The 23,002-nt window shown below is 66.1% G+C and carries 17 protein-coding genes and 1 tRNA gene; 7 read left to right on the top strand and 11 right to left on the bottom strand.

Features of this window, described 5'->3' with window-relative positions; genetic code table 11:
- Window positions 1–77, top strand: a tRNA-Met gene (locus ACX9GQ_RS18325).
- Here ACX9GQ_RS18325 and ACX9GQ_RS18330 read toward each other — a convergent pair.
- Window positions 34–1,677 carry a recombinase family protein gene (locus tag ACX9GQ_RS18330; RefSeq protein ID WP_459631195.1) on the bottom strand — a complete coding sequence of 548 codons (1,644 nt, stop codon included), beginning with the start codon at window positions 1,675–1,677 and terminating at the stop codon, window positions 34–36. The genes ACX9GQ_RS18325 and ACX9GQ_RS18330 overlap by 44 nt on opposite strands.
- Before the next feature lie 736 nt (window positions 1,678–2,413).
- Between ACX9GQ_RS18330 and ACX9GQ_RS18335 the strand changes: the two genes are divergently transcribed.
- The gene (locus ACX9GQ_RS18335) at window positions 2,414–2,584 is read left to right on the top strand and encodes a hypothetical protein (RefSeq protein ID WP_459631024.1); all 171 of its coding nucleotides are present in this window, start codon (window positions 2,414–2,416) and stop codon (window positions 2,582–2,584) included.
- Between the two features lie 465 nt (window positions 2,585–3,049).
- Here the strand turns inward: ACX9GQ_RS18335 and ACX9GQ_RS18340 are convergent, their stop codons facing one another.
- Entirely contained in the window at window positions 3,050–4,723 is a 1,674-nt protein-coding gene (locus tag ACX9GQ_RS18340; RefSeq protein WP_459631025.1) for an arylsulfatase, read from the bottom strand.
- 164 nt (window positions 4,724–4,887) lie between these two features.
- Between ACX9GQ_RS18340 and ACX9GQ_RS18345 the strand changes: the two genes are divergently transcribed.
- Window positions 4,888–6,408: a carbohydrate porin gene (locus tag ACX9GQ_RS18345; RefSeq protein ID WP_459631026.1), complete on the top strand. Its 1,521-nt coding sequence runs from the start codon at window positions 4,888–4,890 to the stop codon at window positions 6,406–6,408.
- A 443-nt stretch (window positions 6,409–6,851) separates the two neighbouring features.
- Here the strand turns inward: ACX9GQ_RS18345 and ACX9GQ_RS18350 are convergent, their stop codons facing one another.
- From ACX9GQ_RS18350 to ACX9GQ_RS18380, 7 genes are all read right to left on the bottom strand, one after another.
- Window positions 6,852–7,973, bottom strand: a complete 1,122-nt coding sequence (locus ACX9GQ_RS18350; protein WP_459631027.1) for a tyrosine-type recombinase/integrase — start codon at window positions 7,971–7,973, stop codon at window positions 6,852–6,854.
- A complete protein-coding gene (locus tag ACX9GQ_RS18355; protein WP_459631028.1) occupies window positions 7,970–9,634 on the bottom strand; it encodes a tyrosine-type recombinase/integrase in 1,665 nt (554 codons plus the stop codon). Before ACX9GQ_RS18355 ends, ACX9GQ_RS18350 begins: the two co-directional genes overlap by 4 nt.
- Before the next feature lie 149 nt (window positions 9,635–9,783).
- Window positions 9,784–9,987 carry a helix-turn-helix domain-containing protein gene (locus ACX9GQ_RS18360; RefSeq protein ID WP_459631029.1) on the bottom strand — a complete coding sequence of 68 codons (204 nt, stop codon included), beginning with the start codon at window positions 9,985–9,987 and terminating at the stop codon, window positions 9,784–9,786.
- Window positions 9,988–10,314: 327 nt separating this feature from the next.
- The gene (locus ACX9GQ_RS18365) at window positions 10,315–11,067 is read right to left on the bottom strand and encodes a hypothetical protein (RefSeq protein ID WP_459631030.1); all 753 of its coding nucleotides are present in this window, start codon (window positions 11,065–11,067) and stop codon (window positions 10,315–10,317) included.
- A 137-nt stretch (window positions 11,068–11,204) separates the two neighbouring features.
- Entirely contained in the window at window positions 11,205–11,852 is a 648-nt protein-coding gene (locus ACX9GQ_RS18370) for a VIT1/CCC1 transporter family protein (protein WP_459631031.1), read from the bottom strand.
- Window positions 11,853–12,017: 165 nt separating this feature from the next.
- Entirely contained in the window at window positions 12,018–13,250 is a 1,233-nt protein-coding gene (locus tag ACX9GQ_RS18375) for an HlyD family secretion protein (protein WP_459631032.1), read from the bottom strand.
- Between the two features lie 3 nt (window positions 13,251–13,253).
- Window positions 13,254–13,706 (bottom strand): hypothetical protein, encoded by a 453-nt coding sequence (locus ACX9GQ_RS18380; RefSeq protein WP_459631033.1) that lies wholly within the window; start codon window positions 13,704–13,706, stop codon window positions 13,254–13,256.
- A gap of 200 nt (window positions 13,707–13,906) precedes the next feature.
- Here ACX9GQ_RS18380 and ACX9GQ_RS18385 point away from each other — a divergent pair, with 200 nt between their 5' ends.
- Window positions 13,907–15,547: a SulP family inorganic anion transporter gene (locus ACX9GQ_RS18385; protein ID WP_459631034.1), complete on the top strand. Its 1,641-nt coding sequence runs from the start codon at window positions 13,907–13,909 to the stop codon at window positions 15,545–15,547.
- 44 nt (window positions 15,548–15,591) lie between these two features.
- Here ACX9GQ_RS18385 and ACX9GQ_RS18390 read toward each other — a convergent pair whose 3' ends face one another.
- Both ACX9GQ_RS18390 and ACX9GQ_RS18395 read right to left on the bottom strand, forming a co-directional pair.
- Window positions 15,592–17,370 (bottom strand): hypothetical protein, encoded by a 1,779-nt coding sequence (locus ACX9GQ_RS18390; RefSeq protein ID WP_459631035.1) that lies wholly within the window; start codon window positions 17,368–17,370, stop codon window positions 15,592–15,594.
- A gap of 143 nt (window positions 17,371–17,513) precedes the next feature.
- Window positions 17,514–17,741, bottom strand: a complete 228-nt coding sequence (locus ACX9GQ_RS18395; protein ID WP_459631036.1) for a hypothetical protein — start codon at window positions 17,739–17,741, stop codon at window positions 17,514–17,516.
- Window positions 17,742–18,050: 309 nt separating this feature from the next.
- On the opposite strand from ACX9GQ_RS18395, the gene ACX9GQ_RS18400 reads away from it, so the two are divergent.
- From ACX9GQ_RS18400 to ACX9GQ_RS18410, 3 genes are read left to right on the top strand one after another with little or no spacing between them, the layout of a single operon-like run.
- Entirely contained in the window at window positions 18,051–20,732 is a 2,682-nt protein-coding gene (locus ACX9GQ_RS18400) for a decarboxylase (protein WP_459631037.1), read from the top strand.
- Between the two features lie 42 nt (window positions 20,733–20,774).
- Entirely contained in the window at window positions 20,775–22,475 is a 1,701-nt protein-coding gene (locus ACX9GQ_RS18405; RefSeq protein ID WP_459631038.1) for an aspartate:alanine exchanger family transporter, read from the top strand.
- A 20-nt stretch (window positions 22,476–22,495) separates the two neighbouring features.
- The gene (locus tag ACX9GQ_RS18410; protein ID WP_459631039.1) at window positions 22,496–22,939 is read left to right on the top strand and encodes a hypothetical protein; all 444 of its coding nucleotides are present in this window, start codon (window positions 22,496–22,498) and stop codon (window positions 22,937–22,939) included.
- Window positions 22,940–23,002 lie beyond the last annotated feature (63 nt).

A 23,002-nucleotide genomic window follows, 5' to 3' on the forward strand; every position in this document is an offset into this window, starting at 1 on the left:
CGCGGGGTGGAGCAGCCCGGTAGCTCGTCAGGCTCATAACCTGAAGGTCACAGGTTCAAATCCTGTCCCCGCAACCAGCGTTACTTGCAGCCCGCCGTCACCCACGGCGGGCTGCTTGCGTTCGGCGCCCAGCGCGAGAATCCCCGCTAGATCCCCGACAACCTCGATCTCCAGCCGACCGTTCTCCGGAACCAGACGGATCTCCTCGATCAGCGAGCGGAGGATCTCCGTCGCTTGCGCGCGGACCTCCGGCCGGTTCAGTTCAGCGTGCAGTTGTTCGACCCGCTCCCGGTAGACCTCGGCCATCGCCGGGTGGAGCGCCGGGGCGGTCGCCGGCGCCTCCGACAGCGTCTTCTCCAGACCGGCCTTACGGTTCTCCAGCTCCAGCAGCTCTTCCTTCATGCCGGGAGTCCGGATGCCCTCCTTGATCGCCTCGATGATGGCGCGGACCTGCCGCGTCACCTTGGCGAGGTCGGCCTCTGCCTTCGCCCGGCCTGCATCGCGGTCCCGATTGAGCCGGTTCAGTTCCGCCACGTACTCGCGCGTGAACTCCTCCAGCAGTTCCGGCGCCAGGAGGTGGCTTCGCAGGCCCGACAGCACGCTCTCCTCCAGCACGTCGCGCCGGATGGTCAGCATGTTCTCGCAGGTACCCCGGTTGCGCGCGTTCGAGCACCCGTAGTGGTCGCGGCTGATCTTCGAGAAGCCGCCCCCGCAGCACCCACACCGGACGAGGTGGGAGAGCAGGTAGGTCGGGCGCCGGGCGCGCTCGCTGCGGATGCCGCCCTCAGCGTCCTCCGTGACGGCGCCGCGGATGTGGCCCTGCCGGGCCTTCACCCGTTGCCACAGGTCCTCGTCGATGATCCGCAACTCCGGCACTTCCCTGCGCACCCACTCTTCCGGCGGGTTCAGGCGCGCCTGCCGCTTGCCCGTCGTCGGGTCCTTCACGAAGCGCTGGCGGTTCCACACCAATTGGCCGACGTAGAGTTCGTTGTTCAGGATCCCCGTGCCGCGTCGCCAGTTCCCGTAGATCGTGGAGGGGCCCCATGTCCGGCCATCAGGGCCGGGGACGCCTTCTCGGTTCAGGCCGACGGCGATGTCGCGGGGCGACTTCCCCAGAGCAAACTCGTCGAAGATCCGGCGGACGATGGCGGCTTGCTCCTCGTCGATCTCCCGGCCGCCGCGGATCACCTCGCCGCGGGCGTCGTGCTCCTTGCGGACGCGGTAGCCGTAGCTGATCCCTCCCGCAGCGCGTCCTTCCTCCACGCGGCCGTGCAGTCCGCGATGGGTCTTTGCCGCGAGGTCCTTCAGGAACAGCGCGTTCATCGTGCCCTTCAGGCCGACATGCAGTTCGCTGATCTCGCCCTCCGCGAGCGTCACCAGCCGAACGCCCGCGAAGCGCAGGTGCTTGTACAGCGCGGCCACGTCCTCCTGGTCGCGCGATAACCGATCCAACGCCTCCGCCACCACGACGTCGAAGCGGCGTGCGCGCGCGTCCTCCAGCAGCTTCTGGTACCCCGGCCGCATGCGGATCTGCCCGCTCACCGCGTGATCCGTATACGTCGCCACGAGGTCGGCGCCCTCGCGCTCGACCCACGCCCGGCATGTGCGCACCTGGTCCTCGATCGACGCCTCACGTTGGCGGTCACTGCTGTACCTCGCGTAGATCACGGCGCGCATCGCGGTACTCCTTCCATCGAACAGGATATCGCGTGGACAGCCCTGCTCGGAAGGGGTCCACACCCTTGTGGATGTGGACCGCGGCGCGCACGACCATCGCCGACAAGCCCGGGTAGACGGCGGAATTGGCCGCAGGTCCTCGTCGAGACGCCCGTTCGCGGCTATTCCCCTCAGCACCGGCCGTGCGTCTCAAGCTCGCCCGCGCCCAGCGACAGGGCTCTTCGGCGGCCTAGCGGTGCTATCGCTCGGCCTCGCGCCCTAAGCCGCCCGACGGACAACGTCGGACCTCGTTCCGATGAAGAGCGTGGTCCTCGCGCGGGGGCGGCGGAGGGCGTTAAGGCAAATGGATGATCCTTGCCCACTTCGTCGCTCTGGATGAAGGTGAAGGGAGAGCGCGAGGTGCGCTCCTGCGGATGGTCCCGTTCGCAGGCGGGTTCCCGGCACGAGGGTCGAACCCCGCTACTAGCCCGGCGGCTCGTGAACGAGCGGCTGGGCTTTTCTTTTCCGCCGAGCGAGATCGGAACCAATCCAGTCCTGCGCTGATGCAGGTCGGTGGTCCGCCAGATCACAAGCTCCCCGCTTCGCCCGGCCGCATGCAGCCCCTGCGGTCGGGCTTTCTTGCGGGTCGGCACGTTCTCCATGCAACCAATATGAAATTCGAACGTTTGCATGGTTTGGGGGCGAAGTGCCGGCTTTTCAATTCCTTCCCGTCGAGGAGGCGACTACGGGCGACCTCGTGCGCCTCGTCGATCCCGTGACCAGGCTTGACGTGACGCTTCGCGTGACCCGGCCGGACTCAGGCCACGGCGTGTTCGTTCTGATGCCGAACCCTCACACCAGCTCGGCAACCGAGATCCGTATTCCGTTCGAGAAGATCAAGGCCGCGATGCGCCCGATCATGCCCTGATGTCCGGGGCTAAACGGCCGACAGGAACCGCGCGACCGCGGCCAATGCGAGGGCGCCAACCGTCAGGGATAAGAACCAGATGAACGGAACGGGTTCGTCGGGCACGGTGACAGCCTGCCTCAGGCAAAAGTGCACTCTTCCAACGATAGGCGAACTGTCGTTGCCAATCTGTCAGTAAGCGGAGGCTTGGCCTTTTGAATAGGCAATGCCGAAGCGAGACGATAACAAGCGCGGAAAAACGAACCAAGCGCCCAAAAGGACGGGGTCAACTTCACTCTTCAAGGTGTATCGGGGGATTACGAGCGTTGCGTTCTGCGCCCGGCTATAGATGGCAACCGGGAACTCACGAAAGGGCGGCAAAACATGAGAACCGCTCGCTTAGACGTCACGAAAGCCCCGTTACCTCCGGCTGGCGTCCAGTTCCCCGTTGCGCGGCGAGAATCTACGATCGTCGGGCAGTCGGCCTTAATTTGTGGAACACACGGGCGACACGTCCGAAATGATGACGTTGTTGGCGGTGGCATAGGCGTTCCAAGTCTTCAGAAGACGACGCCGGACGCCGGGCTCCCTTGCGCTGAGGTCGCGCGTTTCGCCTGGGTCGCGAGCGAGATCGAAGAGTTGCCAGTCGCCGGTACCGGCGGGGCGGCACGTCCAGAGCAGCTTCCAGTCCCCCTGCCGGACGAAGCGGTTGCCGAAGAGTTCGCCGGCGATCCATGAGTCCCTGTCCCGGACCGACCTGCGGCTGTCAGCGAGCACGGGGCTCAGGGAGAGGCCCTGGAGCGGCAGAACCGGTTGCCCTTCGAAGGTATTCGGATGCGCGACATTTGCCGCCTGCAGGATGGTCGCCGGCACGTCGGTGACGTGTGCGAGGGCATTCGAGACACGACCGCCCGCAGCCACGCCGTGCCCCGCGACGATCATCGGGACGCGGATCCCGCCCTCCGACTCGTAGCCCTTGAACATGCGGAAGGGACCGGCGCTGACCTGCGCCCAGGCGGCGCCGTACTGGATGAAGGTGCCCTTCTTGCCCCACTCCTCGAAGCGGCTGTTGTCCCACGGTGCGCCGACCTTGAAGGAGGTGCCCTCGGGGCCGTTGTCGGACAGCACGATGAAGAGCGTGTCGTTGTAGAGATTGCGGTCCTGCAGGTAGCGCACGAGTCGGCCGACGTTCCAGTCGAGGTGCTCCAGCATTGCGGCATAAAGCTCCATCCGCCGCGCCGACTGCCTCCTCTCGTCCGGCGAGAGGGCTGTCCATGGCGGGATGGAGGGCAGGCGCGGGAAGACGGTCGCGTCCTTTCCCAAGAGCGACAGCCGCTTCATCCGTTCGATGCGCGCAGCCCTGGTCGCGTCATAGCCGGCGTCATAGCGGCCGCGGTACCTGTCCAGCCAGTCGGGCGGCAACTGTAAGGGATCGTGAGGCGCCTGGAAGGCGAGATAGGCGAAGAACGGCTTCCCGTCGGCGCGCTGCTCCTCGATGTTGGCGATGATGGCGTCGGTGTAGTCGATGCTGGAGTGGAAGCCCGGCCGCAGCTCGGTCAGGACCTTGCCGTTGCGCGTGTAGAGCTGCTTCTCGCCCTTGGCGCCCCACATGTCGTCGAAGTGGCTGCCGCCGCCGGGGATCAGCGTGAGGTCCCGCTCGAACCCTCGCGCTGCCGGAAACTGGTCTGGCTCCTCGCCCATGTGCCACTTGCCGGCCATGTAGGTGTGGTAGCCGGCCTGCCTCAACAGGGCGGCGACCGGTGCCACCCGCCGGTTCAGGTGACCTTCGTAGCCGGGCCGTCCCTTCTGGTTGGGCGCCATGAACTCCGCCATGTTGCCGAGGCCGGCAAGATGGTTGTCGACCCCGGTCAGCAGCATCGACCGCGTCGGCGAGCAGGTCGGCCCGACGTAGAAGTTCGAGAAGCGGACGCCCACCGCAGCGAGCGCATCGATGCTGGGCGTGGCGATCTCGCCGCCGAAGGACCCGAAGTCCGCATAGCCTGCATCGTCGGCGACGATGAGCACGATGTTGGGGGACTTCGCTTGTACCGGCACGGAGAACGCGAGGCAGGCGGCAGCGAGCGTGACGAAGCAGGCGGCGCGTTGAGCAAGTTGCGCGCCAGCACCGAGAGCCCGAAGCCTGTTCACGCCCTCGACCAAGTCTCGCCTCCACCCTGCATGCGACGGTCGGATCCTGGACTTCACAGTCCCGGACATGTGCCGGCCAGTAAATGAGTGGTGGTACGTATGTCGCGCACCGGCTGTCTCCTCGTACACTGCGCTTGGAGCGCACGGCAGGCTCTTCGCACATTCGAACGGTCCTGTTGCGCGGCGAACACAAACAGCGCGGCAAATTCGGCGTAGTTATTAAGGGAGAGGTGCGTCTTGATCAGCCCGACGTCGCAGTGCTTGAGCAGCAACGGGCAAACATTCGGCTTTGGCGTACCGGTGATACCATTTGCCGAGGTTCGGTCTTGACGAATTTTCAGTTCGCGCGCGACTTGATCTCAATCAACCAGCTAGCCGGTAAATTTCGGCGCAGAGTGTCGCGACTCATCGAAGTGCAGCTGGCGGCCCTTTTGTTTGTCTTCATCGTTAGTCCGTTGTCTGCGCAAGAAGCACCAGGAGGCCGTGAAGCCGCTGTCAAAGCTGATGCGCCCCGGCCAGTCAGTTGGGCGGACCGTGATACGCTCACCGGCGATTGGGCCGGCCACCGGATTTGGTTGAAAGAACATGGCATCACACTCGCGCCTCGACTGACACAATTCTATCAGGGGCTGGTGGCCGGCGAGGGTGATCGTAACTTTAGATATGGCGGCAAGGCTGACCTCTTGTTCAACGCCGACCTCAGCAAGCTGGGGCTTTGGAATGGCTTCTCGGTAACCGTCCATGCCGAGTATAATTTTGGCCGGAGTATGAACGGTGTTGGGGGTATTGTGAGCGCGGTGAATACAGCCCTCCTTTTCCCAGGCATGGAGGGCGCCGATGCCTTTGACCTGTCCAGCGTCTATTTTCAGCAGAAGATTGGGGACTCCGCTTTACTGACGTTCGGCAAGATCAACATGATCGATCTTGCTAGCTTGAAGCCGTTCAGTGGCGGTGCCGGCATCGACTCGTTCTGGAACCTTACCTTCGCCGCTCCTCCCAGCGGCGCTATCCCGCCCTATCTCTTCGGTGCGTTGCTGAGTGTGCGAACTGAGCCCGCCACTTTCGGCTTGTGGGTCTATGATCCTGTCAGCGTGGTCAACAAGACAGGTTTCGAAGCGCCTTTCGCCGACGGAGTCACGATCCGTGGGAGCGTTGATTTCCCCGTCACCATCGGTGGTCTCAGCGGGCGTCAAGGATTTGCCGCCCTGTTTAGCACCCAGCCCGGCACCGACCTGAACGACATCGGCGACACCTTCCTTCCACCGTTTCCTCCAGATCGACCTGACATCATCAAGAATGGTCGTTACCACCTCTCCTATTCGTTCGACCAATATCTTTATCGCGTGAGCGAAAGTTCCAAGGAGGGCTTCGGGCTCTTTGGCCAGTTCGGCATCTCGGACGGGAACCCTAACCGGCTATACTGGTCGGCCCTTGTTGGCATAGGCGGCACTGGATTGATTCCGGGCCGGAGCCGGGACAACTGGGGAATCGGTTTTTACTACAATGCCCCGAGCCGGGATTTGCAGAAGGCCCTTTCGCCCCCTCTGACGATCAGAGACGAACAAGGAGTGGAAATCTTTTACAACTACGAAGCAACACGGTGGCTCACCGTGGGCGCCAACCTGCAGATTATCAATCCAACTCTAGAAAAAGACACCGCTGTCCTTTTCGGGCTCCGTTCCGTCACAAGGTTCTGAAGCCACGCGGCGAAGCGCGGTAGCCCGTGCCCTCCGAAGGCAAAGATCATACGTTCGAATCGTGTCTGCCATGGCCGCCTAATGATCCTTCAGGCCCTGCCGAGAACCGGCGCGGTCAATTCAGCAGCCGGGACCTGATCGCCGTCCGCGCATCTCAACAACGGTGAGTAAGCAATATGCAAAGGCCAAGCTTACGCTCGTAGATTCCGGAAGACGCTTCGCACCTGGGATGGAACGCGGTCGATCGTTGTCAGCACCCAGTCCAGCGCCTGCCGCCGGAACTCACCATTGGCGGCCACCGCGTCAAAGCTGATCAGCATCACTGAGCAGAATAGGAGCGCACGCATGCAGCGAATGCTCTCAGTGACTCTTGAACAATTTGTCTACGCTGCATGCAGCTAATGGGCTCCGAGGGTGTAGCGCACTCCCACCGGCCCATCGTGCTAGCTCTCCGCGGAGGTCTCCGTTTCTGCGACGTCCTCGCCCTCGCGAACCCGCGTCAGTTCCTCGTAGTAACGCCGCTGGGCGTCGAGGCCTTGCGCCTGCTGGTAGTGGCGTTCGGTGGTGACGAGGGAGGTGTGGCCGAGCAGGGGGCCTGCGGCGCGGACGTGGCGGGGATCGGCGACGGCGAGCGTGGTGGCGGCGATGTCGCGGGCGAGGTGCGGGTTGATGACCTTGCCGAGATGCTCGCGCGTGATCCGGGTCAGGCGGGTGTAGATCTCTTCCTCGCTCAGGGGCGAGCCGTGAGCGGACACCCACAGGGCGTCGCCGATGGGGGCCGTGCAGCGGCCCGTGAGCGCCATGAGCACGGGACGATGCCGGTCGAGGTAGACGCGCAGGGGCTCGACGAGCAGATCCGGCCACGGGACCTCGATCGGCGTGGCGTTCTTCACCTGCTGGTCGGTGAGCGCGAGCAGCCAGACGCCGTCGGCCTCGACCAGCGACCTCCCCAGCGTCAGGTCGGCGAGATTGCCGCGCCGGAAGGGCTGCAGGGCGAGAAGGGCGATGATGAGGCCGTCGCGGTAGGCGAGAGCCTGCTGGCGGCGCGTGCGGCGGTTCTGGGCGGTCTCCATCAGCCGCAGCCCCAGCCCCAGCAACTCGTCGGCGCTGACCATGCGGTCGCGCTTGGACTTCACGGGGCGGCCGCGGGCGCGAAGACGCCGCAGGAGATGCTTCAGGAACGACCAGTCGTGGTGCGGACCCATCACCATCGCCGCCGAGTGCAACTCGTGGATCCGGTTCAGCACGGTCAGCGACGCGTTGCCGAGGCCGACGAGGCGGTCGAGGTAGGCCTTGACCCGCTCCGGCGTGATCCGGTCGGCCGGCGGGCAGGAGGCGTCCAGCCAGCCCTGCTCCGCGAGGAAGGTCAGCCAGCGGCCATAGCCCTTCGCGACCGTGACGTTGCTCAGGGACCTGCGCCCGGCCCGCGCGCCGCCGTCGCCGAAGAGATCATCGGTCCGCTGAAGGGCCTGCTCCCATAGCCGACGATCCTCGGCGGGCCACGCCACGACCTTCATGCAGGCGCGCTCGGGTGCCTTGCCGCGTCCGTACTTGCCCCCGCTCATGCCCGCTCTCCTGCCCCACGCAGGCCGATCACCACGCCCTGGTAGTGCTTCGTCGCCGCCTTGGTCTCGAAGCCGGCGTAGAAGCGGATCGTCGTCTCGATGGACTTGTGGCCGAGCAGGCGCCGGACGGTCTCGTAGTCGCCGGGGTTGCGGTCGAGGTAGAGCTTGGCCGCGAAGTGGCGGAAGAGGTGCGGGTTCATCTCCAGACCCGTGTGCCTGCGGATCGCCCTCTTGATGATGCCGCGCATCGTCTGCCCGTCCTTGGCGCCATCGACCCCGCCGGGAAAGAGCATCGACGAACCCGCCGGACCCAGCAGCGGACGATGCTCATCGAGGTACCACTGCAGCAGGTCGCGGGTCTGGCGCTCGACCTCGAACTCCAGGTCGACCTCGTTCTTCACCTCTTCGCCCGGGATGACGAGGTGGAGGCCCTTGCCGTGGCGCACGAGGTGGCGGTCGAGGCTGAGGAGCCGAAGGTTCTTGAGCCGCATCGGCGCGATGAGGAGCAGCGCGATCGCGATCGCGGCCTGCGCCTTCTGCGCCGCCTTACGCGGCGTGAGCTTGCCCCTCCCGACCTCCTTGCGGATGGCGAAGGGCAGGGTGAGGAGCGCGAGCGTCGTCCTCGGATTGTCGAAGGGGCGCAGGCGGTCGAGGTTCTTCTGGGTCAGGCCACGCCGCTTCGGCGGCTCGACCCGGCGGGCGGCATCGCGCAGGGCCTTCAACTCGGCCTCCGGCAGCTTCACCCAGTACCGCCCGACCGAGATCAGCACGGCGGCCACCTTCGAGAGAGCGCTCGAGGCCTTGCGGCCGGTCCGCTTCCACTGCCCCAGCAGCGCCGCCTTGTAGACCGGCAGCTTCACCAGATCCGCAAGGCCGGTGAGGGACGCCGCTTCGATTCCCTCCGCCACGGCGGACGAGGCGACCGAGCGCAGCAGGTAGCGGTAGCTCTCGATCGTCGTGGGGCGCAGGGGCTTGGGCGGGCCGTCCTCGTCCATGATGTCATGACCGGCCTGCCGGGAAAGCCACGCCTCCGCGTCGCGCTGCAGGCTTGCCGGGAACGCCGTCCACGGCAGGGTCACCGCCTTGCGGCGATCCACCACGACCGCAGCGACATCCGGCCATCCCTCGGTCGACGCGCGGGCCGCATTCCAGGCGTGCGCGAACCGGGCCCAGACCTCGTGCGGACGGGCCCGCAGGCTCGTCTCCAGCAGCGCCGTCCGCAGCCGCTCCAGATCGTCGCCCGTCACCGCCGCGGGGGCGATCCCCTGTGCCGACAGCCAGCGCAGACCCGCCGAGAGCGCGTAGCGACGCTGCAGCGTTCCCAGTGCACCGAGCAGCGCATCCCATTCCGGCAGGAGCACGGCCCTCTGGCGCGATGGCATGACGGGCTGCACCAGCTCCAGCGCCTTGCCGGCCAGCGACCGCGTGTTGGCCCAGCGGCCGGCGGAGATCCCGTGGGCCAGGTGCGACACGCCGGACGTGAGCTGCGTCAGCGCGCGGGGATCCGCCGGAATGGCATCGAGCGGGCGCCCCAGCACCCGGGCGACCGTGCGCAGGGCCGAGAGCATCTCGCCGCGCCGGCGCGGAGGCATGTCGACGGAGCCGATATGGACGGCCACGTCGGAGAGTGTGTAGCTTCGTGAAGCGTTCGTGAGTGACATCGGGGTCCTCGTGATGACAAGAGCGGACGGGAGGTCCGTTTCGTGAGAGTGTACGCGATGTAAAGGTCGCCTTTACGCTCGACACATCATCACGAAGACGTTCGGCCGCAGGCCAAACGTCATGTCGTGACCGCTCATGACGCTCACCGTCACTTGCCGCTGAGAAGCCGCATCACCTCATCGGCCGGCACGCGAACCGACCGGCCGAAGCGGATCACGCGCACCTCGCCGGCCGCCATCATCCGCCGGACGGTGCGCACGCTGACCTGCAGGGCAGCGGCGAGATCGGCGGCCGTGAGAGCCCGTGCGGGAGTATCGGGGGCCGTGCGGCCCCCGTGGTCAGTCCTGGTCATGAGAGGTCTCCTGCGGGGCCGGCGCCGTGAAGGCGTCGGCGGGTGGGTCCGCGTTAGCGTGGGCGGCGCGGGCGGCGGTCCGGGCGAGCAGTCGCACCAGCGCGACAACGCCCGGACGAAGCGCGGGCGCAGCGTCACGCTCCGGCGTCCGGACAGGCCGGGACTGGCGGGGAGACGGGGATACGGGGCGCCGCGACATGCCCCCGAGATACGGGCGAACGGGGCCACCAAAAATCACGCGGCGACAAACTCGCGCGCCGATTGGATTGAAGGCGTTACGCCGTCTATCGAAGTTCGATGGAAATCAGCGCGGGGTGCTCTGATTGTTCAGGGCGCCGCAGAGCGGGGCCGGCGCAGAGAACCGATTCGGCGTCCCGATCGCTTCCACCACTCAGGTGCCTTCTCGTGCCAGATCCTGTCGAAGGCTCGGGCGGAAAGGCCCTTGAACTTCCGCATCGCGAGCGTGCGGACCTCGGGCTTCGGGCCCGGGTACTCGCCGGCGTCCACCAAGGCCTTGAACCAGGTTCGGCAACGCGTCACGGCTCCGACTGACGTCCGCGAAGCGCCCTTCTCGAACCAGAAGGTTGGGAGAGCGTATCCGGCGATCTCGCAGAACTGCTGCAGCGCGTCGCGCTCGATGGGGAGCGTGCGCAGGATCGGCACCGTCGTCGCCGCGTCGTACGCCTCCATGGTCACGGATGCCAACGTCGAGAAGGCAGCTTCAGCCGTGGCCTTGTCGGGCTCCGCGCCGGCGGCGACCCATGCAATCCGCTTGCACAGGTCGACGAGCGCACCGCCGTCCGGGAGGTCCGTCACGGCGGGAGCAACAGGCTCCCCGGGTCTGACGAACAGTAACCCGGGGTGGGTATCGATGCCGGCCACCGCCTTCAGGAGGCTGTAGCGATAGTCGCCGTCGCGAGGCACGTGCCCGGTCGGCGGCTCGATGATCAGATCGCCTCGCCAGACCGCCTGGACGAGGACGTCGACAATCTTCGCTTCGGTGTAGACGGAGTTCGGCTCCCGCGCCCAGAACTCGGCGACTTCGGCAAAGCAGAGAGTGGTATCCTTGACGTGGTCCATCGCTCCTGCGTGCCGGGGGCTCGGGAGATCGTCAACATCCTGGACACGTCTATCCCCATCACGTCGTGCGGGGGCAGGGCGGCAAGCCCGAAGAAGTGGCCACGGCGGCCCGGGCTCGATCGCATGGGAGCAGCAACCTATCCGCCGAGCAGGAGCGCCACTCCGACGAGGACGAGCCCGATCCCGACCATCGCGGCGCCAGACCACCAGATGCTCGTGCCGGCAAAACGCCCCCACGCGGCACCGGCGGCGAAGAGCATCACGAGCAGCAGCACGTTGGACGCGCGCACCGCCGCGAATGGATCGTCCATGACGAGGTAGAGCAGGACGACCGGGAGCGTCGAGATGAAGACCAACCAGAAGCAGGCCACTGCTCCCTTCACGTCGTCCGACGTGATGCCGGAGCTCACTGGTCGTGCCGCGAGAATGTACTCGCGCAAATCCTCCTCCAGCCGAACCATCACGGGTTCGCTCGCCACGGTCTCGAACTGGGGAAGGACGTGTTCTCGAATGACGGTCCGGGCGGCGTTCTCGTCGGCAGCGTTCTGGACAGCAGCCAGGATCCGCGCCTTACCCGTCCGCTCCGTCACGGCCGCCATGATGTACATGACGCCGTCGATCACGCCCCAGGCGAGATTGCAGCCGAGCGCGGCAAGAATGAGCTGATGCATTCCTTCCGGCCCTTCGGTCACCGTCAGGCGCGCGGTCAGCGTCACGCTCAGGACCATGATCAGGCCGAACAGGACCTCGCCGAGGCGGCTCGCCGGGTCGAGATAACGGGGCATGAGGCGTCTGCTTGCGCTCGCTATCCCGACCGGCCCTGCGGAGGGCGTGACACCGGACGGGTTCGATAGCCGCACCACGAGTTCCTCCCGAGCGCCGAGTGCCTTTGTCGGCGGTGATCGAGGAATGGCACTGCGGCGATGAACCCGCCGAAATGGCCCGATCCCTCAATGCCCCCCGAACACTAGCACCTGGAACGGCAGCAGGAGGGCCTCGATGCGCAGCAGCATGGCGTGCACGAGGCCGACGGCGTCGACGGCGTGCAGGGTGATGCGGCGCAGCGTGCCGAGGTCCTTCTGCTGCAAGAGGTCGTGGTTGCTGGTGTAGGCGTTGGCGATGCAGCTGCTGCCCGGCGTCACGCCGTCGAGCCCGTTCTCGTAGAGCGGCTCGAGCGACACGAGGATCGTGCCCGGCCGCGTCACGTTCGCCGCGTCGACGAGCTGCTCGCCGCCGCGGAACTGGCCCGCCGCGATGTAGTCCTGCACCCGCGTGACCACCATCGGGATGACGGTGAAGGGCTTCGACACGCACACCGCCTCCGCCACCATGCCGACGCGCATCACCTGCGCCTCGATCTGGCCGAAGCCCGCCTGCAGCGCCCCGCGGCCCGAGCCCTCCGGGATGAGGATGCCCGCGGGCCGGGCGAACGGGTTGACGATGTCGCCCACCTGCAGGGCGAACTGCTCGACCCGCCCGGTCACGCCGGCGCGGATCATCGTCTTGTCGAGGTCGACCTGCGCCTGCGACAGCGCCGCCTCGGCGCTCGCCTTCTGCGCGGGAAGCAGCGTCGCGAGCTTGGCCTGCACCGCCTCCTTCGACGCGACGGCCGCGTCCACCGCGCCGCGGCGGCCCTCCACCACGTTCTCCAGCCGCTCGATCTCGCGCCGCGCGACGATGTCGGCGCCGCGCCGGTTCAGCTCCTGCTTCGTCTCCAGCTCGTCGATCGCCTGCTGCAGCGCCGAGCGCGCCTGCACGATCTGGCCCTCGGACGCCGCGAGGTCGGCCCGTGCCACCGTCATCGCCGCGTCGACCTCGGCGATCTGCCGCCGGGCCGTCTCCATCGCCGCCTCCTGCTTGGAGCTGTCCAGCCGGAAGATCGGCGCGCCGCGGGTGATGCTGTCCGTGGTCCGCACGAAGACCTCGGCCACCCGCCCGTTCGTCTCCGGCACGATCGGCACGGTGCGGAAGAACGACGTGACGTTGGTCGTCTTGGGATGGTTGTAGAACACCACCGTGATCAGGCCCACCGTCAGCATCACGCAGCCGACGATGCCGAAGCGCAGCTCGTACCAGACCGAGAAGAGGGTGATCTCCCGGCCGAAGCGCTTGCCCTGCCGGAAGCGCCGGTAGAGGTAGTCGGGCAGGATCGTGACGAGCGAGCAGAGCAGGAGTTCGAGCATCGGTCAGCCTCCGTGCCCCTGCGCGCCGGCGTCCGCATCGGCGCGGCCGCGGTCGTCGACCTCGTGCTTCCGGTCGAGCAGGGCCTCGGCCTCGGCGTTGCCCTTGCCGGGCTCGATGCCCGCCATCTTCTCCAGGGACCCCGCGATGCGCCCCAGCGGCGTGCCGAAGTCCGGCAGGTCGACGAGCGCCAGCAGCAGCGCCGCGACCCAGAAGACGTGCATGTGCGTGAACAGGGCGAGCAGCCCGAGCACCGCCACGATCTCGAACTGCAGCTTCTGCGACTTGTGCGCCATCCGCTCGGGCAGCGTGTGGATGTAGAGGAACGCCACCCCCACCCCGAACACGGCGAGCAGCAGGAAGATGGCCATGCCGGTCAGCAGCGGGTCGCTCCCATCCGGACCGGCGATGAACATCGGAAGAGCGTGGGGGGCAATCGGATGGATGGTCGTGGACACGATTGCCTCGCGGTCGTTGCCTTTGGCATCGCTGCGAAGGGTGCCACCGCGCTTGCTACGGATGCAACACTGGGGGCCGCACTTGCTGTAAGTTACACCGTTGGTCCTGCAATGAGCTGATTAGGATCGCGGCGTCGGGCTAAGGTGAAACGATCTCTCAGTCTGCCCGGCTCTTGGCCGGGCCATCGCGCGAGACGTCGATGGACCAGACCTCGGCAGTCGGAACGAACCTTCGCCCCGACCTCATCGCGGGGCTCACGGCGGCCGCGGTCGTAGTGCCCAAGGCCATGGCCTATGCGACAGTCGCCGGGTTGCCAGTGTCCGTGGGACTCTATACCGCCTTCGTCCCGACGGTGATCTACGCCATCCTGGGCACCTCCCAGGTGCTAAGCGTGAGTTCGACGACCACGCTGGCGATCCTGTCAGCGGCGGCCATCGGAACGGCGGCGCCCGACGGGGAACCCGAACGGCTCGCGGCAGCCGCGGCCACCCTGACGGCCCTCGTCGGGATCCTCCTAATGATCGCCCGGATCCTTCGGCTCGGCTTCGTGGCCAACTTCATCTCCGCTCCGGTTTTGACCGGCTTCAAGGCGGGCATCGGCCTGGTGATCGTGCTGGACCAGCTGCCGAAGCTCCTTGGCCTCCACCTCCCGAAGCACGGCTTCGTCAGCGACCTCCTGGGCATCGCGCAGCATCTGTCGGAGACCTCCGTCCCGACGCTGGCCGTGGGTGCGGCCACGATCGCCTTCCTGATCATCGCGGAGGCACTCCGTCCGCACTCGGCCTCTCCCTTGCTCGCCATCGGTGGGGCCATCGCGGCGTCCTGGCTGTTCGCCCTCGGTCCAGCAGGGGTGGCGATCGTTGGTCACATTCCCCGGGGACTGCCCACGCTGACCCTTCCCGACCCAGCGCTGGTGCAGGTCCTCCTCCCTGCGGCCTTCGGAATTGCCTTGATGAGCTTCACCGAGACCATCGCGGCGGGCCGTGCCTTCGCCGCGGCGGGGGATGCACCGATCAGCCCCAACCGCGAGCTGGTTGCCACGGGCGCCGCAAACGTCTGCGGGGCCTTCTGGGGATCCATGCCGGCAGGGGGCGGCACGTCGCAGACGGGCGTCGTGCGCGCTGCCGGTGGGCGAACCAGGTTCGCCGCGCTGGTAACCGCCCTCGCGTCACTGGCGACGATGATCCTGCTCGCCCCCGTCCTCGAACTCTTGCCTCAAGCGACGTTGGCGGCGGTCGTCATCGTCTACTCGGTCCCGCTGGTCCAGCCGGCCGAGTTCATGGCGATCCGCCGTGCGCGGAATCTAGAACTGCAGTGGGCTCTGGCTGCAACGGTCGGTGTGATCGCGTTCGGCACGCTCCAGGGCATCGTCGCGGCCATTGTTCTATCGTTGATCGGCTTGGGGAGCCAGACGGCACACCCCCGGGTCTCTGTCATCGGGCGCATGCGCGGAGCCGATGTGCTTCGTCCTGTCTCGCCGGACAATCCCGACGACGAGACGTTCGAGGGTCTGCTCATCGTGCGGCCAGAAGGCCGGCTCTTCTTCCTCAACGCCCAGTACGTCTCAGACTGCGTCCAGAAGCTCGTTGAAGAGCACCAACCCCGCGTCCTCGTGCTCGACATGAGCCGCGTGCCCGACCTTGAATACACGGCACTGCAGGTGCTTCAGGAACAGGAGCAGCGAGCGACTGCCGCCGGGATCACCGTATGGCTCGTGGGTCTCAACACGAGCGTCATGGACGTCGTGAGGGGCGTCGGGTTCGACCAACGCCTGGAGCCCGACCGGTTGCTGATGAACGCACGTGTCGCGATCGAGAAATATCAATCGCGAGCGGGATGATCCTCGGGGTCGGCCTTACGCCCCTGCACGAGGCCGTCGGTAGATCAACGCGTCTGGACGTGGTTCGCGAGCGCAGTCGACGAGACGCGCTGGACGATCTCCTTGATGCGCTCCAGGTCGGGTGCAGGGATGTTGCGGATGCCGGTCTGCTTGTTCAGGTCGGTGATGAAGGCGGGTGCCCGCTGCTTGAGGCTGGCCATTGCATCTCGGGCGGCTCGCATGTCGCCTGTCTCCGCGCTCACCAGCATGCGAACGAACAGGACAGATGGGTACGGTTCGAGGTTCATCTTCAGAAGATGAGCCGCGGCCTTGTCGGGCTGCCCCTCCATCAGTGTCGCGAAGGCCGCGTGGCCCCGCAGGAGACCCGCGTTCGGCGGGTTCTGCTCCAGGGCCGCTTCAAGCATCCGTGCACCCCGCGACCAGTCGCCGACCTGCGCCAGGCGTGTCCCGTATTCGCTCAGAACTTCGCTGTCGGACGGGTTGATGTCCAGCGCTCGGTCCCCGGCCGCCCGCCCGCCCTGGATGTCCCCCGCGAAGAACCGCGCCAGCATGGCGGCCTGCAGCGCGCGGATGTTGTCGGGCTCGAGCGCGACGGCTTCCTCGGCGGCGGCGGATGCTTTGCTAACGATCGCGACATAGGGCTCGGAGGCGTTGAGACCGAAGCGGATCTTGTCGAGTTGGACCATAGCGAGCATGGCCCGTGCCGTTGCTTGACCGGGTGACCGGCCGACGACCTCTTCCAGGCAGCCCATCACGGAGCGATGACCGTCGGCAGACATCGCGGTGCGATACTGGTAGTAGCGCAACTGGCAGTTGACGGCCTCCGCGGTCGTCGCTGGCATGCTCCTCGCTCTCGCTGCCTCCATGCGATACAGCGTGCCGTACGGTTGTGCGAGGACGCGGGCGACGGCAGTCGCCACTTGTTCCTGGGCCGTGCCGACGTCCTGGGGCAATGCCAGCGGGATGCGGGCGGACCAGACGACACTTCGTTGGTCGAAGGCGACCAACCTCACGCCTACGGTCGCGCGGCCCTCTTCGGTCATCACGCTGCCTTCGAGGAGATAACGGACGTTCAGGCTCTCTGCGCCTGCCCCGGTCTCGCGGAGCTGATGGACGAGTTGGGACGTCGACCGGCCGAGCACGCGCACCTCGCCCAGCTTTGCCAGTTCGTCGATCAGGTACTCGTCCAATCCGTCGGCAATCTTCTGCCCAAACTCGTCGGAGTTGGCCGAGCGGAAGGTCAGCACGGCCAATGCAGGTGATTGCTGGGCTGCCACGTCCGCCCCGTTGGCCCAGCCAGCGCGAAGGATGACGCCGCCGACCAGCATCACGGCTAGTCCGGCAAGAGCGATTAGTGCAGGGATGCCTGCACGAACCGGCCTGAACCCATGCGAGGAAACGTCTGCGGGACCTCCCCCCACCGCCTGCGGTTGCGGCTTCAAGGGCAGCGGCGCCTCATCTGGTTCATTCTGCCGGGGCGCGATGTGAGGCACGTAGGCCCCTTTGGGCACCGCAATGATCAACGGGTCCGAAGTGCCCTCGGTCAGGTAGTAGTGCTCCAGCGCCCGGCGGAGCCTGGTCGCTTCAATCCGCACGAGGGGATCGGCCTGGGGATCGAAGGAGGCGGGGCGGTCGAACACGGCCAATGCGATCGTGTAAGCCTTCAGTCGGTCCGCGCGACCGGCGAGAGTCTCCTCCACAATGAACCGAAGAAACTTTGAAAGACGCTCTGACCGTCCAAAGTCAGGACTGGCCAAAACACGCCCCAGCTGACTGCGGATGGCAATCTCGGTTGCCTTGTCCTGATCAAGAAACGCCGCCAACGGCCCCTCCCGCCGTGTGACCCGCATTCAATAAAGAACAAGCTAGGGCCAGAAGGTCGTCCCGTAAATCGGGAAATTCGCCTACGGGATCAGACAATTATCAATTCGAGGTTCACAACAAAGGCCAAGCTTCAGGTGCCGGGCTATGTCGGCACATCGATCCACTCGGACAATTCGGCTTCGAGTTCCTCCAAAAGGCGTTCGTACTCGAGTCTCTCTTCATCGGACGTACATGTCGAAAGATGCACTTGTGCGTCATGGAGGTCGCCGCACAGGGCCGAAAACTCGCTGCTCCGCTCGGCAAGTCGAACAATCAGCGACTGCCTTTCGGGGAACAGGTTGAGCGCCACGCGCAGTTTGTCGTAGGGCATCGGGCCACTCCGACGTTGGCTTGCCTCAACGGATCATGCTCCACCAGCGAGATCGGCGCTGGGAAGTAAGTTACCGTTTCCAACACCTCCAAGCCGGTTCCAAAATCACCAAACGGACCCGGCTCGAGGTGGACCCGTCTCATCGAAAGCAGCGCCGGACGAATCACCAAGCCATTGGACGTGCGAGCAAAATCCACCGCCGCAACCGTAACTTACGCCAGCGCTATGGTGGAAAGGGTACCGAGTGGCTAGCGTCTTCGTGATCGAGAGCGACTCCTGCGCAGGAGCGCTGAGTTCAGGGAGGCGGGCATGGCGGACACCGACAGACTGGACCGGTTCTTTCTCCTGCAGGCCGGACGCGCCGACCGCTGGCGGGCTGCTTCCGATGCCGCCCAGGCGTGGGTGGCGGGAACGAAGGCGAGGGCCGATGTCGTCGCCGCGCTGACCGAGATCGGGGTGCTGGAGGAGTACCACGCCTTCCCGGGCCTTGCCGGCATCCAGGCCCTTCGGGAGTGCATGGAGCGCGACGACGCGGCGGCGGCCGCAGCCCTCGTCCGCCGGATCGCAGACGCGATCCTGATCGGCCGGCACGACGCCTCGCTCGAGGCGGGCGACGACGCCGGCGACACCGCCAACTTCCTGCCGAGCGTGGTCCAGCCCCGCGACGGCGAGCGGCCCTACTTCGAGACGCTGTTCGTCACGGCGCAGCCGCCGGCCCGCTGGCCTGCGCTGGTGGCGGACATCCGGCGTCTGCGCCGCCGGGAGGACCAGTTCGTCTACGAGCCCGTCTTCGTCGGCTCATTCGAAGACGCCATCGCCGCGATCATGATGAACCCGCTCATTGCGGCGGTGGTCACTACCGACGACATGCCGTTCCGCTCCCGCCACGACGCGCCAGTGCTTCGGTCGGTGCTCGACCCCATCGTTCCTCGGATCGGGGAACTCGCGTCCGGCATCGACCTTGCCCGCGCCGTGAAGGCGCTTCGGCCCGAACTGGACGTCTACCTGCTGTCCGACCGGGATGTGGAGGCGCTCGCTGGCGATCCAAAGGCGGACTGCCTGCGGCGGGTGTTCTACTCGGTCGAGGAGCCGCTGGAACTGCATCTCTCGCTGCTGGAAGGGATTGCCGCGCGGTACGAGACGCCGTTCTTCGACAACCTGAAGCGTTATGCGCAGCGTCCGATCGGCACCTTCCACGCCTTGCCGATCGCGCGCGGGAAGTCCGTGTTCCGCTCGCCCTGGATCCGCGACATGGGCGAGTTCTACGGCATCAACCTCTTCCTCGCCGAGAGCAGCGCGACCACGGGCGGCCTCGACAGCCTCCTGGAGCCGACCGGCAACATCAAGAAGGCGCAGGAGGCGGCGGCGCGGGCGTTCGGGGCCAAGCACGTCTTCTTCGTCACCAACGGCACGTCCACCAGCAACAAGATGGTGGTGCAGGCGCTGGTGAAGCCCGGCGACGTCGTCGTCGTCGATCGGAACTGCCACAAGTCCCACCACTACGGGATGGTGCTGGGCGGCGGCCAGCCGCTCTACGTCGAAGCTTTCCCGCTGACGCAATACTCGATGTACGGCGCGGTCCCCCTGCGGACCATCAAGAAGGCGCTGCTCGACCTCAGGCGCGAGGGACGCCTCGACCGGGTACGCATGCTGGACCTGACGAACTGCACGTTCGACGGCCACATGTACAACACGCGCCGGGTGATGGAGGAATGCCTCGCCATCAAGCCGGACCTGATCTTCCTGTGGGACGAAGCTTGGTCGGGGTTCGCCCACTGGTCGCCCTTCCTGCGCCCGCGCACCGCCATGGGCGCGGCGGCGGCCATCGAGGCCTCGCTGCGCGATCCGGCCACGCTCGATGCCTACGAGCAGCAGAAGCAAGCGCTGGGCGACGACCCGTCGGACGAAGTTCTGCTCGACACGCGGCTGGTGCCCGATCCGCGCGCGGTGCGGCTGCGTGTGTACCAGACGAACTCGACGCACAAGTCGATGTCGGCCATCCGGCAGGGGTCGATGGTCCTCGTCCACGACGTCGACTTCGCCCACGTCGAGAGCCAGTTCCACGAGGCAGTCTTCACCCACGCGTCGACCAGTCCCAACCAGCAGCTCATCGCAAGTCTGGAGGTCGCGCGACGCCAGATGGAGCTGGAGGGCTACGGGCTGGTGATGAACGCCATAACCATCGCCATCAAGATCCGTGCGGCGATCAACGCGCATCCCCTTATTTCGCGCTACTTCCGCGTGCTTGGCGCGGACGAGATGATCCCCGAGGCGTTCCGCCAGTCGGGCTTCAAGGACTACCTCGCCGACAACGTCTCATGGGCGACGGTGCTCCAGGCCGTCCGCGAGGACGAGTTCCTGCTCGATCCCACCCGGATGACGCTGGTGTGCGGCACCGCCGGTTTCGACGGCACGCAGTTCAAGGGCCTGCTCGCCAGCCAGTACGACATCCAGCTGAACAAGACGTCGCGCAACTCGGTCCTGCTGCAGTCCAACATCAACAACACCCGCAGCGACGCCGCGCACCTCATCCGCGTCCTGGTCGAGATTTGCCGCAAGATCGAGGCAGACCTTGCATCTGGCGGTGAGAGCGCAGTAGCCGCGTTCAAGGCGCGGGTGAAGAGCCTGATGGAGGACGTGCCGGACCTGCCGAACTTCAGCGCCTTCCACGACGCATTCCGCAAGGACGCGGGCGACCTGACGCAGGAAGGAGACATCCGTACCGCCTTCTACGGCGCCTACAGCGAGGACCGCTGCGAGTACGTGAAGCTGAACGGCCAGGAGATGGACGAGCGCCTCGCCAAGGGTCCTGCGCTGGTCTCGGCCAACTTCGTCATCCCCTACCCGCCTGGCTTCCCGATCATGGTGCCGGGACAGGTTCTGACGCCCGAGATCATCGACTTCATGCGCAAGCTCGATGTGAAGGAGATCCATGGCTACGAGGCCGCCAGGGGCCTCAAGCTCCTCAGGCCCGACCGCCTCGAGTCCTGACGGCCGACCGACCTCCCATTCCAGACGAAGGATAGCCACATCATGTCGGCCTTCTTCCAGTTCCTCAGCGCCAATCCCTACATCCTGCTGTTCATGACGGTGGGCCTCGCCGTGTGGCTGGGTCGGCAGAGCATCGGCGGGTATGGGCTGGGCATGGTCGCCGCAGCCATCATCGTCGGGTGCGGCCTTTCCGTCTGGGGATCGGCCTACGGCGTCAAGCTGCAGCTCGATAACTTCACGAAGTCGATGTTCTACTACCTGTTCATGTATGGCGTCGGCCTGCGCGTCGGGCCGTCGTTCGTGAACAGCCTCGGCGGTGATGGCCTTAAGTTCACCGGCCTGGCGTTCGTGAGTTGTCTCGTCGGCCTCTTCCTCGTCGTGGCCGGCGCGAAGATCTTCGCCCTTCCGCCCGGCGCGGCCGGCGGCATGCTTGCCGGATCGCAGACCATGTCGGCGGCGATCGGCTCCGCCGAGGAAGCCGTCAATGCCGGCGTCGTCGCGCTGCCGGCCGGGACCACCGCGACGGATGTGTCCTCCATGATCGCGCTGTCCTACGGGCTCACCTACATCTGGGGCACCGTCGGCATCATCCTGATCACCAAGTACCTGCCGCGCTGGTGGGGCATCGACGCGAAGGCGGCGGCCCGCGCCTACGAGGCGGAGAACGGCGTGGCCAGCGGCGACAGCAAGACGCTGACGGGGTGGCTGCCGGCAGGGATGCGCGCCTACCGGCTCGAGAACGCCACGTGGAACGGCAAGCCGGTGTCCGCGCTGCTGCGGGAGAACCCGGAGTACCGTGTCATGAACGTGGTGCGCGACGGGCAGCGCCTCGGCACGGCTGACGACCTCCAGCTTCGCCTTGGAGACGTCATCGCCCTCGCGGGCCGGCGCGAGACCATGACGGAGAAGATGGGGCTGATCGGCCCGGAGGTCTCGGACAAGCAGGCGCTGGACATCGAGCTCGACCGCGCCGACATCGTCGTCACGAACGCCGAGGCTCTCAAGCTGACTCAGGAGGAGATGCGGGCGCTGCCCAACGTGAACCAGGTGCAGGTCGTCAGCCTCGAGCGCTCCGGCGCGCCGATCCCTCTGGGCCGGGACACGAAGCTGCAACGCATGGATATCATCACCATCGTCGGCCTGAAGGACGCCGTCACGAAGGTGGGCTCGTTCTTCGGAAAGGTGGTGCGGCCGAGCACCGCGACGGACCTGCTGACCCTGTCGGTGGGCATGGTGCTCGGGTTCCTGATCGGGGCGATCCAGTTCCCGGCCTTCGGTGCGTCGGTGGGCCTCGGCAACGCCGGCGGGCTGCTCGTGTCCGGCGTCATCGTGTCGTCTCTCGTCTCGCGGGTCCGCTTCTTCGGCAACACGCCCAACGAGGCGCGCAACATCCTCGAGGACCTCGGGCTCGTCGTCTTCGTCGCCATCGTCGGGATCAACGCCGGCAACTCGCTGCTGACGCAGCTCACGGGAGCACTTGCGGTGAAGATCCTGCTCGTCGGCTTCGTCGCCTGCTCCATCCCACCCGTGATCGTCTGGGCCATCGGCTACCACGTCTTCAAGATGAACCCGGCGGTGCTGATGGGCGGCGTCGCCGGCGCGCGCAGCCACTCCGGCCCGTGCCGGGAGGCCGCGGTGGAGATCCAGAGCAACGTGCCCTGGATCGGCTTCCCCGTCGCCTACGCGGTCTCGGGCGTGCTGCTCACCGTGTTCGGCTACTTCGCCATGGTGCTGGCGCAGTGACCATGGGTTTGGAGGGCAAGATGAAGGGCGATGAAAAGGCGCGACAGTTCGACAAACTCCTCACAGACGTTCTGGACTTGACTGCGCAGCGTGCAGCCATCGGCCTGCCACTGCCGAAGGGCGGAAGCGAGAACGGGGCTGGCGAAGTCCTTCCTTCTTGGTTCGCCTCGAAGGAGGGGCGAGGGAAGGTGAAGAAGGTCTTGGCGGCCATGAAGGCCGAACGACAGGCGCTGAAGGCTCTTGCGAAGTTCAGCCGGAAAAAGCTCGACGGAATGGCGGTTGGAAAACGCAAGGCCGCCGAAGCACAGGCTGTAGAGGTTCCAACCAAATCATTAGAGGCGGCGATGCGGAGGGGGAGTTCAAAGATCAAGAACAAGCCCTCCGCGTCTCCAAAACCGTCGGTGGCGGTTAAGCCAATGGGTACCCGTACGCGGCGCGCCAAAGATCGTCCGGCTTCGGCATAAGGTTGGCCCGTCGTAAATGCACGGTGGTGAAATGTGGCTGGCGCGCAACGTTAGTCCCAAAAA

It is taken from the genome of Alsobacter sp. R-9 (assembly GCF_054612375.1).

Coding starts and splice junctions, on each gene's coding strand:
- ACX9GQ_RS18330 (WP_459631195.1), bottom strand. CDS start 1,677: ATGCGCGCCGTGATCTACGCGAGGTACAGCAGTGACCGCCAACGTGAG.
- ACX9GQ_RS18350 (WP_459631027.1), bottom strand. CDS start 7,973: ATGAGCGGGGGCAAGTACGGACGCGGCAAGGCACCCGAGCGCGCCTGC.
- ACX9GQ_RS18355 (WP_459631028.1), bottom strand. CDS start 9,634: ATGTCACTCACGAACGCTTCACGAAGCTACACACTCTCCGACGTGGCC.
- ACX9GQ_RS18360 (WP_459631029.1), bottom strand. CDS start 9,987: ATGACCAGGACTGACCACGGGGGCCGCACGGCCCCCGATACTCCCGCA.
- ACX9GQ_RS18365 (WP_459631030.1), bottom strand. CDS start 11,067: ATGGACCACGTCAAGGATACCACTCTCTGCTTTGCCGAAGTCGCCGAG.
- ACX9GQ_RS18370 (WP_459631031.1), bottom strand. CDS start 11,852: ATGCCCCGTTATCTCGACCCGGCGAGCCGCCTCGGCGAGGTCCTGTTC.
- ACX9GQ_RS18375 (WP_459631032.1), bottom strand. CDS start 13,250: ATGCTCGAACTCCTGCTCTGCTCGCTCGTCACGATCCTGCCCGACTAC.
- ACX9GQ_RS18385 (WP_459631034.1), top strand. CDS start 13,907: ATGGACCAGACCTCGGCAGTCGGAACGAACCTTCGCCCCGACCTCATC.
- ACX9GQ_RS18395 (WP_459631036.1), bottom strand. CDS start 17,741: ATGCCCTACGACAAACTGCGCGTGGCGCTCAACCTGTTCCCCGAAAGG.
- ACX9GQ_RS18400 (WP_459631037.1), top strand. CDS start 18,051: ATGGCGGACACCGACAGACTGGACCGGTTCTTTCTCCTGCAGGCCGGA.
- ACX9GQ_RS18405 (WP_459631038.1), top strand. CDS start 20,775: ATGTCGGCCTTCTTCCAGTTCCTCAGCGCCAATCCCTACATCCTGCTG.
- ACX9GQ_RS18410 (WP_459631039.1), top strand. CDS start 22,496: ATGAAGGGCGATGAAAAGGCGCGACAGTTCGACAAACTCCTCACAGAC.